This is a genomic window from Succinivibrio dextrinosolvens, from assembly GCF_900116345.1.
GTDB classification, from domain to species: domain Bacteria; phylum Pseudomonadota; class Gammaproteobacteria; order Enterobacterales; family Succinivibrionaceae; genus Succinivibrio; species Succinivibrio dextrinosolvens_B.
Genome location: NZ_FPAH01000062.1, coordinates 1 through 12,009 on the forward strand (window position 1 = coordinate 1; position 12,009 = coordinate 12,009).

Below are 12,009 nucleotides of genomic sequence, written 5' to 3' on the forward strand. Positions count from 1 at the left end.
CTTTTGGTTCATACTTTTGAGTACAGACTCCATACAACTCATACTCATCATGCCTTCTAACTAATGGATTTACCTTAGTTCCATCATTTCTGTTGACTCTCTGTAGTCTGCAGTGAGTCTGTTTAAAACAATCTAAACCTGAAGGTAAAGATATGAAGCCTTCCAAAGGATCAACAGAAATGTAACCATGGTCTTGCTTAAATGAGTCTAGATCTGTAATATTCATTCTTGGGTCTCGTTTTAATTTTGTTTTTTTTGTTCACTTAAAATTATAACGTAGACCCTTTTTTTATTTCACGCTCTTATTACCATCCCACACTTTTCTGTACAGACCCAAAAAAATTGAGAACAGATGTTGAAAAAGCCATTATTGACAAGATAACAGGAATGGGGTTTATAGATGACTATTTATATGGCATCAGTCATGGATTTTATTCAATTATAAATAAAAAAAATTTTGTTATAAAAAAAGAACTCCCTCAATACATTCAAAATTTCCCCGTTTTCGTGATAGGTTCAGGACCTTCTTTAGATAAAGATCTTTCATTTATTGCAAAAAACCAAGACAAAGCAATTATCATTGCATGTGGGACTGCAATAGATGCCTTATACCACTACGGGATAAAACCTGATTTTTTTGCAAATACCGAAAGAGTACCAGAAACAGTACAGGCTCTTGAAACAATTCCAGATAAAAGCTTTTTTGATGACATAATATTGTTAGCAGCAGATGTTTGCCATCCTCTAACAGTTAACAAATTTAAATATACGGCATTATTAGGAAAAGCAGACGAACCTTTATACAAATATCTTATAGAACAATATCCTCAGTATAAATCCATTCAATATGTAACAAATATGAATCCTCTTGTTGGAAATATGGGGGTTGCAGGAGCAATTTATCTTGGATTTAAAAATTTAATCTTATTTGGAATAGACTGTGGCTCCGTTATAAAAGGGAAAGCACACTCAAATAAAACCACGTTATACAGAGAATATGGATACTCGGATGATGTTATAGAATACCAGTCAAATGAAGTTGTTGAGGGTAATTTTGAAAAGTTTTGTGGAACAAACTCATTTTTTCAGATGTCTGTTAGAAAAATAGAGGAAATACTTAGACTCAATGAGAATAACGGAGTTAAATGCATAAACTGCTCTAACGGATGCAAGATAAAGTATACAATTTCGTGTCATTCTGACCAACTGGTAACAGAATTCGACTCTAAAAACAAAATTGACAAAGATATTTTTTTGAAAACTTTTTTAAACAATAAAGTAACAAGTTTAGATCTTAGTGAAGAGCAGTTTTACAAGTTATTCAAACACCAACCGATTAAAAAAATTTGTTCTGATTTAATTGAATTTATTTCTAAAAAGAGAAATTCTGTTACAGATTATATCTGGATGATGGAAGAAATCTCCGAGCACCTCGCATATTTGAAAACGACAAAAGAGCAATTCCTCTGTTCAAAATGCATTCTTCCAACGCTAAATCACTGTTTTGTAATTATGACTCAGGCACTATATCTACACGCAAATGAAGATAATGTTCTTGATATTGCAGAAAATATAAAAAACGACATCGTAGATTTTTTGACAGAGTTCCCTGAATTATTTGAAAAACTTCCTGATTATATAATGGGAGAAGAATTAAAACATTTCCCTAATGGAATGGTAGGAAGAGATCTTTCTCATTGCAAAGCGATTAAATTTCCTCCAAAGCAGAATATTATTAAGCAAAATTACGACGATCCTATAAAAGAATTTATAAAAAGATATGAATAAAATTCACAAAATACCTATCTAAAAATAGTATAAAAAAACCTCAGAAGATCTGAGGTTCGGAAAACTAATCCCAATCCCCCGCAGGAGGATATGGGATTGGGACTAGAGCTTTAAGATTAGCCTAGTAAGCTTAGCGCGATCTGAGGTCTTGCATTAGCCTGTGTCAGCATTGAGGTTGCAGCCTGCTGAATAATTGACTGCTGTGACAGGTTAGAAGCTTCCTCAGCGTAATCAGTATCACGAATTCTTGAGCGAGCATCGGTCAGGTTCTCAGAAATTGATGACTGATTTCTTATGGTTGACTCCAGACGGTTCTGAGCAGCACCCAGTTTAGCTCTTGCAGTATCAATTGTAGATAGAGCAGTATCAATTCCGGTAATTGCTTCTTCTGCTGAGGATATTCCAGTAACACTCAAACCAGTTATAGACAGACCACTTGCAGACATATTCTGGGAGAAAGACAAAGTAATCCTATTAGAATATCCAGTGTTAGTAGCAGTAACACCCATTGAGCCAACATGAATACTTACCTGACCGGCCCCCAATAGAGTACCGACAGCCGCAGTTGCAACCAATCCACCTTTTGAAGCAGAACCTCTTAAAATCTGGGCTCCACCATAGGTTGTAGCACAAGCAATACGGGTAATCTCAGACTTCAGTTCAGAAAACTCCTGACTGATCGCCTGACGATCATTAGAGGTTAAAGTACCGTTAGAAGCCTGAACTGCTAAAGTACGCATACGCTGTGCCATATTGGTGATTTCGTCCATTGCACCTTCAGCAGTCTGAGCTAAAGCAATACCATCTGAAGCATTACGGTTACCCTGATTAAAGCCGTTAATGTGAGCGGTTAAACGGTCAGAAATCTGTAAACCTGCAGCATCATCCTTTGCTGAGTTAATTCTCAGACCAGATGATAATCTCTGGTAGGTTGTATTTAAGCTGTTAGTAACATTGGTTAGACGTCTCTGTGCATTTAATGATGAAACGTTAGTATTTACATATGAAGCCATTTTGAGTTCCCCCTACGGAAAAGTTTTATAAGCTAAGGCAGTATTGCCTTGATACTTAATTAACGTCAGAGGAACTTTTTTATTTAATAAATAATTTAAATAATTTTAAGAATAATTATTAACTTTATGATAATTAAAAGAATTAAGTCTTAAAAATTTTTCATTAGCCATAAGATTTAAGGTTGTTTCTCTAGATTTAATCTATTTTTTTAGAGAAAATCCGTAAATTCTGACAACATTCATTAATGTCTATGTAGTCATAACAACATAATTAAGGATATTGCCAATACAAAGTATTGCCCTGCTTTAAATAAAAGCTCCAAATAGTACTTAATACCTAAATATTAAAGTCTCACACATTTATTCATTATTAAGTCAACTGTATAATAGATAAAGAATCTTACAGGGATATTCTAAATATGGATTTTGAAAAGCAGAGCATCGGCACAGAAGATTTTGAAGAACATATCAAATCAAAAAATGTATACATTGATAAGACTTCGTATCTTCCTGAGCTTTATGGAGAAAAAGTTCACCCAAACGGAATGCGTTACGAAGATAAGGTCTTTCTTTTTACCAGACCTCGTCGTTTTGGCAAGTCCTTAACCATGAGCATGATTAAGAGTTTCTTTGAGATTAATTATGCCTATCCTGAGGATAAATCCAAAGCGCACGAACTCTTTAAAAACCTTACAATTTTTGGGAATAAGACATTCTGTGATAAATACATGGGAAAATATCCGGTTGTATTTATCTCATTAAAAGAAGTTGATGGTCAAACTTTTTCAGATGCAATAAAGCAACTTACTAAAATAATTGGAAATACCTGTTTGTTTTTCCAGAATATTCTAAGCAAAAGCAATAAGCAGTCAGATTCGAATTTAAAGGATTTACAGAAACTGGTTAGTTATAAATCAGAGGATATCGACTGGAACAATGCAAGCGATCTTACAAATATAAAAGGGAATCTTATATTCAGTCTTAAGCTTTTAACAGCAATGTTAAAGGATGAATATAACAGAAATACAATTGTTATAGTTGATGAATATGATGTTCCACTTCAGAAAGCATCAGTAAATGGATACTATGATGACATGCTGTATGTTATCAGAGGAATGTTCAGCAGTGTCTTCAAAACAAACAGCTGTCTGGAAAAGGCATTTGTAACAGGATGTCTTCGTATCAGTCATGAGAGTATCTTTACAGGTATCAATAATTTTTCAATCTACACCGTCAACGATGAAGCTTATAACAAGTTTATAGGATTTACTCATGATGAAACAGTTCAGCTTTTAAAAGACAACAAGCTACTCTCTAGAAAAGATGACGTTATGTCCTGGTATGACGGATATAACTTTGCAGGAGCTAAAATGCTCTGTCCTTGGAGTGTATTAAAGTTCTGCGAAGGTGCAGGCGCATCTGCCAATCCACAGACCTTTGCTCCACAGAATTACTGGATAAACACTTCTGGAAATGACATCATGAAAATCTGTATTACAAAACCAAATGCAAGAGATTCCCTAAGGTTACAGAACCTTTTAGATGGTAATACAGAAATAGTCAAACCAACCGAATTTAGCACATACCCTGAAATAAGTTATAAAACAGGTTTTGATGTCATGATGGGAATGATGATTCATACAGGATATCTGACTGTTATAAATACAGATGAAAAAGGAGCAATGGAAGTAAAAATTCCAAACAATGAAATAAAGGACAGCTTCAGAAAAAATATAGAGGCAATTTATTGTGATGATAATATTCCATGGTTTGAAAAAGTTAACTCACTAAAGGCTGCTTTATTCAAAAATGACAAAAATGAGGTACAGGACCTCATTAATGAATTGCTTATTAATTTTGTCAGTGTTAGAAATACAGCTCATGAGAGTTACTATCACGGCTTTCTATCTGGTGTACTATCTCTAACCGTAAATGATCCTGAGGAAATAAAATCAGATATGGAAAGTGGACAAGGATTTTCTGATTTAAGACTGATTTCTGATCTAAAGAAGAATGTGATCATCATTGAATTTAAAAAAATTGATAAAGGGGAGAGTATTGAGGAGGTCTGTGCTGAAGCATTAAAGCAGATCGAAGAAAAGCAATATGCATATCCTTATGAACAGAAGAACTACCGAATATTAAAGTATGGAATTGGCTTCTACGGAAAGGAATGCTGGGTTGCAGTTCCTTAAACCTAAAAGCACCAACTACTAATCATAGTCTGGTGCTTAAAAATCTTAGGCTAATTCCAAAAATTAACCAATAATCTGACGAAGCATGCAGCGTAATGGCTCTGCAGCGCCCCATAACAGCTGATCACCTACGGTGAAAGCAGATACGAAGTTCTCGCCCATATTCATCTTTCTCATACGACCGATAGGTACATATAGAGAACCAGATACCTTAGCAGGAGTCAGCTCAGATAAAGTAATCTCCTTGTGATTTGGAATTACCTTAGCCCATGGATTCTGAGCAGAAATCAGCTCTTCAATATTAGCAATTGAAAGGTTCTCTTTTAGCTTAATTGTTAAAGCCTGGCTGTGACAGCGCATTGAACTGATTCTTACACAGTTGCCGTCAATAGGTAGGGTTCCAGGAGCATAACCTAGAATCTTGTTGGCCTCAGCCTGACTCTTCCACTCTTCACGGCTCTGACCATTTTCCAGCTCCTTATCAATCCAAGGAAGAACACTTCCTGCTAATGGAGCACCGAAATTGTCTGTTGGGAATGAAGAATCATTCATCTTAGCGCGAACCTTTCGTTCAATATCTAAAATTGAGCTGTGAGGATCTGCAAGCTCTGCATTTACACAGTCATATAAAGCGCCCATCTGAGATAGAAGCTCACGCATATTCTTAGCACCAGCACCTGATGCTGCCTGATAGGTCTGAGTTGAGATCCACTCAACCTTACCGGTCTTAATTAAACCAGCTAATGCAATTAAAAGAAGACTTACGGTACAGTTACCACCGATATATGATTTGATACCTGCGTTTAGAGCATCATCTAATACCTCATGATTTACAGGATCAAGAATAATCTTGGTTTCATCCTTCATTCTTAAGGTAGATGCGGCATCAATCCAAAAACCATTCCAGCCTGTATCTCTTAAAGCCTGATACATCTTGGTGGTGTAATCACCGCCCTGAGCAGTGATAATAATATCCATTGCCTTTAAGGCATCAAGATTATAGGCATCCTGAAGAACACCATAATCCTTGCCATTAAATGAAGGGGCCTTCTGACCTGTCTGTGAGGTTGAAAAGAATACAGCATCAATCAGATCAAAATCCTTTTCCTGCTGCATACGCTCCATAAGAACGGAGCCGACCATACCACGCCAACCAATCAAACCAACTTTCTGCATTTAATCCTCTCTTATATTAATGATTGATATCAGATCATTTTTCGCAGTGTTCAACAGTAAAACTCTTCGAGAAACTGCCATCTTCAGCATTTAAAACTACTGATATTTTCTTTCCTGATTTAATCATATCGGAAAAAATCGAAATTTTACAAAAATTGTCAGAAGTCTTCTTAATGTACAAATCTAGTGCATCATCTTTATTTTCTGCATCAAAAAAATCAGTTTTACTCAGAATAATATCCAGAAAAAATGTTTTTTGGCTTAAAGCGATATCATTGAGGATTAAATGATCATCTATTTTCATAGGAAGCTTGTTTTTTATGCCTCTGACAGCTAGGGCATCATCATTTCTTGTGTACACGGTATATACAAAATAACCAGCAAAAAGAGCAGCCACAACCATGAACAGTTTAAAATTTCTGGCAATTTTCCCTAAGATTACGGCGCGCTCACCGTTAATGCGGTTAACATTCTGCATAGCTTTGGCATAGAATCTTGCCTGAGGTTCAGGAGAGGTTAAGCTTTCATCTGTATTTTCAGTTGTAGCAGGAGATAGCTCTTCAGATATAGAGGATTCTTCAGGATTATCAGAACATTCAGAATTCTCCAGTTTTTCCTTTTCAAATTCTGCTTCAAGATCTTTAATCTTATCTAGAATATCCTGCCTTATGTATTTTGGTTTTAAAGGATGTTTCTTCTCTTTATCTCCCATAATTCTATGTATCATACTGACCGCTTTCTTCGCATTTAAAGGCCCTGCCATATTCATAATTACAGAACGGTCATAGTCGAGTTTTGTTAGCTCTTCAATCTCCTCATCTGAAACAAAGCTGTCATCAGGATAATTAGCAGATACAGGAATATCAGGGTTGTTTGAATTTTCTTTCATTGCTTAAATATGAATTCCTTTTGTAATTGACTTTGAATACGAGCCGATTAAGCATTTCTTTTGATACTTCTATTATTGTCGCTTAAATTGTATAACTCATTCTATCGAAAGATTCACACTCTTTGTTATTAAGCTTTAAAACAGACAAATCCAACCTTTTTCTTGCAGAACGCAAAGGAAATAATCTTTGTGATATCATTAGCATGTTAATTTTTGTGTGTTTAGATAGGATTTAAAATGACCACCATTGTTGGTAAGGATGCTCCTTTAGAGCAGAGTATTGAACATTTTACTGATACTTTAAAGAAACTTAATATAGAAGTTGTTGAAGATAACTGGTTAAATCCTCTGGATAATGTTTATTCAGTTCATTTAGCAATTGCATCCCTACCTTGCATCTATACCAATGGAAAAGGTTCATCCAGACTGGCTGCAAGGGCTTCAGCCTATGGCGAGCTTTTCGAAAGACTAGCAACACACCTGTCATTTTCAGATTACTACCTGGGTCTTGATAATTCCAATGCTCCATATGTTCATTTTAAAGATGAAAAATGGACAGTTATCGATCAGGCAGATCCAAGCATTCCTACAGACGTACTTAATGCATCTCTACGCAAATTCTATTCAGAGAATACAGATCTTAATCTTGAGGATCTGGTTGACCTTCAGTCTTCATCTTTCTCTAGAGGAGTCTGCTCAATCCCATTTACCAACGCCAGAAACGGTGAGGTGGTATACTTCCCGGTAAATCTTCTGGATAACCTGTATGGTTCAAATGGTATGTCTGCAGGAAATACAGAATATGAAGCTCTGGTACAGGGGCTTTCAGAAATTATCGAACGCTATGTTAAAAAGGAAGTAATAAAAAGAGGTCTTGCTCTTCCTGTAATTCCTGACGAGATACTTTCAAAATACGAGAAATCCTATAAGACACTGCAGGAGCTAAAAGGCAATCATCTTACAGCTGTATGCTATGACGCCTCCTTAGGAGGTAAATTCCCTGTAGTCTGTGTCGTGCTGTTTAATCAGAGTAACGGAACCTGTTTTGCATCCTTCGGCTCACACCCTATTTTTGAGGTTGCCCTAGATAGAACTCTGACAGAACTGATGCAGGGAAGAACTTTCAGTGATCTTGATAATTTTGATGCTCCGGACTTCGACCTTGAAAGAACCTCTGACATTGTAAATCTGGAAAGTCATTTCGTGGACTCAACCGGTATTCTGCCAATGCAGATGTTCAAGAAAGTACCTGATTACCGTTTTGTAGCATGGGATTTCAGCGGCAATACACAGGAACAGTACAAAGCCCTAAGATACATGATTGCAAAACTTGGTTTTGACATCTACGTACGTTCCTACAATTACCTTGGAGTCTGCGTATACCGTACAGTTGTTCCTGGAATGTCTGAAATCTACCCGGTAGATGATCTTATCTACAACAACACCAACAGCGGAATAGATTTCCAGGAAGCACTTCTATCTTTACCACAGACCGAAGAATCCGTTGAGACATACAAGAGCTATCTTGATGAGCTGGAAAATGAGAATGTGGACAATGATGCTCTGGTCTGTCCTCTATTAGGAATTCTGCCTGACAGCAAGTCAGCCTGGGAGAGTCTGCGTATGGGAGAGCTTCGCTGTCTGATTGCTCTGGCAGCAGGAGAACACGAAAAAGCACTTGAGTATGCACAGTGGACAATCACCTTTAATCAGGTTAATTTCACTTTAGATAAAATAGCATTCTATCAGTGTATCACCAAGATATTAGAGTGTAAGACTGAAGGTTCACTCAAGCTTGAGGATTACCAGAACGGTCTTGAGCTTTTATTTGGAAAAGAAACCTTCGAAGCAGCCCTTGATCACGTCAATGGCAAGGCACGATTCGGAAACCTGATTGCAACAGACCTAAATCTAAAAGGTTTTTCGGATCATCAGGAACTTATCAGAATCTATAACATCTTAAAAGAAGCTCAGGAATGCCATGATGTTAAAAAATAAGATTTATCTATCTGCTATATGTGCTGCAGCAGTATTGCTCAATGCCTGTACTTCAGGTGTGGAGGAAAATGATTTTTCAAAACTGACAGCAGAACAGCGTATCGAAAAGATCTCTAAAATCAGTGAGATTAAAGAGAATAACAAAATTGCCCTGTTCTCCACAAAGACCAACAGCAGACTAGCAGTAAACAGTGTTTATCACTATAAGAACAAAGCATTTTCATTAGAATTTCTTGGCCCTATGGGTATGCGCTATGCCAAGCTGGATGTGCATGCAAACGGCACCACCTACCTTGATGTACAGGGAAGAACTTATAACGGAGATAACGCCAGAAAACTTTTAAAGCAACAGTTCAATCTTGATGTACCTGTTGAAAAGCTGCCAGATATCATGTTCGGCATACCAGAAGGCAAATGCACTTACGATGAACAGGGATATATAAAAACAGCAACCCTTTCAGAAGGCTATGAATTGGCCTATAAACAGTACAAAACCTTTAAAGGCGGAGTCGTGCTGCCACAAGACATCGAGATAATTGCACCTAATAATAAAGTAATAATCAAAGTTAACAGCGTTACCGTTTTACATTAAGTTTTTTTTGACATGAAATACAACTTCCTAAGTCCATGTAAGCTCAATCTTTTCTTATACATTACCGGCAAGAGAGAGGATAGCTATCATAATCTTCAGACACTGTTTGTGGTTCTAGATTATGGAGACATGATGCACTTTGAAACCACCGATGAAGGAAAAATTGAATTAACTACAGACTTTGGATTTGATGAAAAAAAGAATCTGATTTACAGAGCAGCTAAGCTGTTACAGGATAAAACAGGCTGTAGTCTAGGTGCCACCATATCCATAGACAAAATTCTACCTCAGGGCGGTGGTCTTGGAGGAGGTTCAGCTAATGCAGCAACAACGCTGCTTGTACTCAACAAGCTCTGGAAGCTAAATCTATCTGAAGAAGAGCTTATAGAAATGGGTGCAGGACTTGGAGCTGACGTTCCAATCTTTATCAAAGGAACAACCTGCTTTGCAGAAGGTATCGGAGAAAAGCTTGTTGAAGTTGATTATCCACAAAAATACTACCTAGTGGTTACTCCAGACTGCTCAGTGCCTACAGCCAAGTTATTCTCCTCAGATAAACTGAAAAAAGATTCTCCTAGCAGAACTTATGAAGAACTTTTAGAAGTTCCATTTGAAAACTGTTTTACTCCGGTTGTTATAAGCGAATATCCTCAGGTGGAAGAACTTTTAAAGGAGCTTTCTGTCTATGGAAAATCTTATATGTCAGGCAGCGGTTCTTCCTGTTTTGTAGAATTTGACGACGAGTTAAGTGCCCAAAAAGCCCTTTCACAGTTTAAGCAATCAGGATATAAGTGCTTTGTTGCAAGGTCTGTAAAACAGTCTTCAGTTTTACAGGAGCTAAAAGAGCTTCGATAATTGATTTGTATCTAATATTCTGAAATATCGGTCTTAAAAATACAAGAACTGCATTTTTTTGATTTTGGTCTATACTTCTAGATGCTGATCAACTTTTTTATCTCCTTTTGCACAAAAAAAGGATAGAAAGCAAAAATTACGTTATTTTCTAATATAAGGTTGTCGATTAAGGCACAAAAGTTTTAAAATAGCGTCGACTTTTGCAGATAAAAGTCGAGTTTATCTTTTATTCAAATCAATCAGGATCAATCATCTTATGGCTGATATGAAGCTCTTTGCCGGAAATGCAACTCCGGAGCTAGCTAAAAAAATTGCAGATCGTCTTTACACCCGCCTAGGCGATGCTACCGTTGACCGTTTCTCAGATGGTGAAGTTCATGTACAGATCAATGAAAATGTACGTGGATGTGATATTTTCATCATCCAGTCTACCTGCGCACCAAGCAACGATAACCTAATGGAACTAATCGTTATGATCGATGCACTGCGTAGAGCATCTGCAGGACGTATTACTGCTGTTATTCCTTATTTCGGATACGCACGTCAGGACAGACGTTTACGTTCAGCCCGTGTACCTATCACTGCAAAAGTTGTAGCTGATTTCCTATCAAGCGTTGGTGTTGACAGAGTTTTAACCGTTGACCTGCACGCAGAACAGATTCAGGGCTTCTTTGATGTTCCAGTAGATAACTGTTTCTCCAGCGGAATATTTGTTGAAGATATGCAGACTCTGAATCTAACCAATCCTTGTATCGTATCTCCTGATATGGGCGGTGTGGTTAGAGCAAGAGCAATTGCAAAACTTCTAAACAATGCTGATATTGCAATTATCGATAAGCGCCGTCCAAAGCCAAACGTTGCTGAGGTTATGAACCTAATCGGTGATGTTCAGGACAGAGAGTGCATCATTGTTGATGACATTATTGATACAGGCGGAACCTTATGCAAGGCAGCAGAAGCTTTAAAGAAGAGAGGAGCAAAGTCTGTTATTGCTTATGGTACTCACGCTGTACTGTCAGGCAATGCCTATAACAATATTGCTGAATCTCAGATTGATTCTCTGGTTGTTTCAGATTCAATTCCTGCTTCAGACAAATTCAAAAAACTTAAGAATTTCAGAGAACTAAGCTTAGCATCAATGCTGGCAGAGGCTATTCGCAGAATTAACAACGAAGAGTCTATCTCTGCAATGTTCGAGCAGCACTAAAATACACAAGAGGCTGGCTAAAAAGTATGTCAGCCTCTTTCATTTTTCAAACATAGAATTTTGTTATTTCTAGGGAATTGAAATTTTCAAATACGATTTTGTTGAGATATTTATTTTGATTGGAGATTTTTAGAACTTTTAGAGAGATAAGGTGGGAAGCTTAAGGTATTTCTTGTTCTTTTTTAACTTATTACCGCATTCATTTCATTTCTTATATTGGCCCATTTTCTTATATTATGAGCCAGAGCCACAAGCCCAAATTCAATTATTACCTTCGCTTTAGATCGCAGTCTGAA

At 36.9% G+C, this 12,009-nt stretch carries 10 protein-coding genes; 6 read left to right on the forward strand and 4 right to left on the reverse strand.

Annotation, left to right across the window (positions count from 1 at the left end; all coding sequences use genetic code 11):
* On the reverse strand, positions 1 to 226 hold a 226-nt coding region (locus tag BM308_RS12320), incomplete at its 3' end, for a hypothetical protein (protein WP_143098610.1).
* A 116-nt stretch (positions 227 to 342) separates the two neighbouring features.
* Here BM308_RS12320 and BM308_RS12325 point away from each other — a divergent pair.
* A complete protein-coding gene (locus tag BM308_RS12325) occupies positions 343 to 1,788 on the forward strand; it encodes a 6-hydroxymethylpterin diphosphokinase MptE-like protein (protein WP_143098622.1) in 1,446 nt (481 codons plus the stop codon).
* A 116-nt stretch (positions 1,789 to 1,904) separates the two neighbouring features.
* On the opposite strand, the gene BM308_RS12330 is transcribed toward BM308_RS12325, so the two are convergent.
* Positions 1,905 to 2,801, reverse strand: coding sequence for a flagellin N-terminal helical domain-containing protein (locus BM308_RS12330; RefSeq protein WP_074945599.1), 897 nt, complete (start codon positions 2,799 to 2,801; stop codon positions 1,905 to 1,907).
* A 419-nt stretch (positions 2,802 to 3,220) separates the two neighbouring features.
* Between BM308_RS12330 and BM308_RS12335 the strand changes: the two genes are divergently transcribed.
* Complete coding sequence (locus BM308_RS12335) at positions 3,221 to 4,996, forward strand: AAA family ATPase (protein WP_074945601.1); 1,776 nt, start codon at positions 3,221 to 3,223, stop codon at positions 4,994 to 4,996.
* A gap of 63 nt (positions 4,997 to 5,059) precedes the next feature.
* On the opposite strand, the gene asd is transcribed toward BM308_RS12335, so the two are convergent.
* Both asd and BM308_RS12345 read right to left on the reverse strand, forming a co-directional pair.
* Positions 5,060 to 6,172, reverse strand: coding sequence for an aspartate-semialdehyde dehydrogenase (gene asd, locus BM308_RS12340; protein WP_074945603.1), 1,113 nt, complete (start codon positions 6,170 to 6,172; stop codon positions 5,060 to 5,062).
* Positions 6,173 to 6,206: 34 nt separating this feature from the next.
* Positions 6,207 to 7,061 carry a hypothetical protein gene (locus tag BM308_RS12345; protein WP_074945605.1) on the reverse strand — a complete coding sequence of 285 codons (855 nt, stop codon included), beginning with the start codon at positions 7,059 to 7,061 and terminating at the stop codon, positions 6,207 to 6,209.
* 237 nt (positions 7,062 to 7,298) lie between these two features.
* Between BM308_RS12345 and BM308_RS12350 the strand changes: the two genes are divergently transcribed.
* From BM308_RS12350 to BM308_RS12365, 4 genes are all read left to right on the forward strand, one after another.
* Positions 7,299 to 9,059 carry a YcaO-like family protein gene (locus BM308_RS12350; protein ID WP_074945607.1) on the forward strand — a complete coding sequence of 587 codons (1,761 nt, stop codon included), beginning with the start codon at positions 7,299 to 7,301 and terminating at the stop codon, positions 9,057 to 9,059.
* Positions 9,043 to 9,651 (forward strand): lipoprotein insertase outer membrane protein LolB, encoded by a 609-nt coding sequence (locus BM308_RS12355; RefSeq protein ID WP_083425581.1) that lies wholly within the window; start codon positions 9,043 to 9,045, stop codon positions 9,649 to 9,651. The genes BM308_RS12350 and BM308_RS12355 overlap by 17 nt, the downstream gene beginning before the upstream one ends.
* 12 nt (positions 9,652 to 9,663) lie before the next feature.
* A complete protein-coding gene (ispE, locus tag BM308_RS12360) occupies positions 9,664 to 10,506 on the forward strand; it encodes a 4-(cytidine 5'-diphospho)-2-C-methyl-D-erythritol kinase (protein ID WP_074945611.1) in 843 nt (280 codons plus the stop codon).
* Between the two features lie 256 nt (positions 10,507 to 10,762).
* Positions 10,763 to 11,713 (forward strand): ribose-phosphate pyrophosphokinase, encoded by a 951-nt coding sequence (locus BM308_RS12365; protein ID WP_074945613.1) that lies wholly within the window; start codon positions 10,763 to 10,765, stop codon positions 11,711 to 11,713.
* Positions 11,714 to 12,009 lie beyond the last annotated feature (296 nt).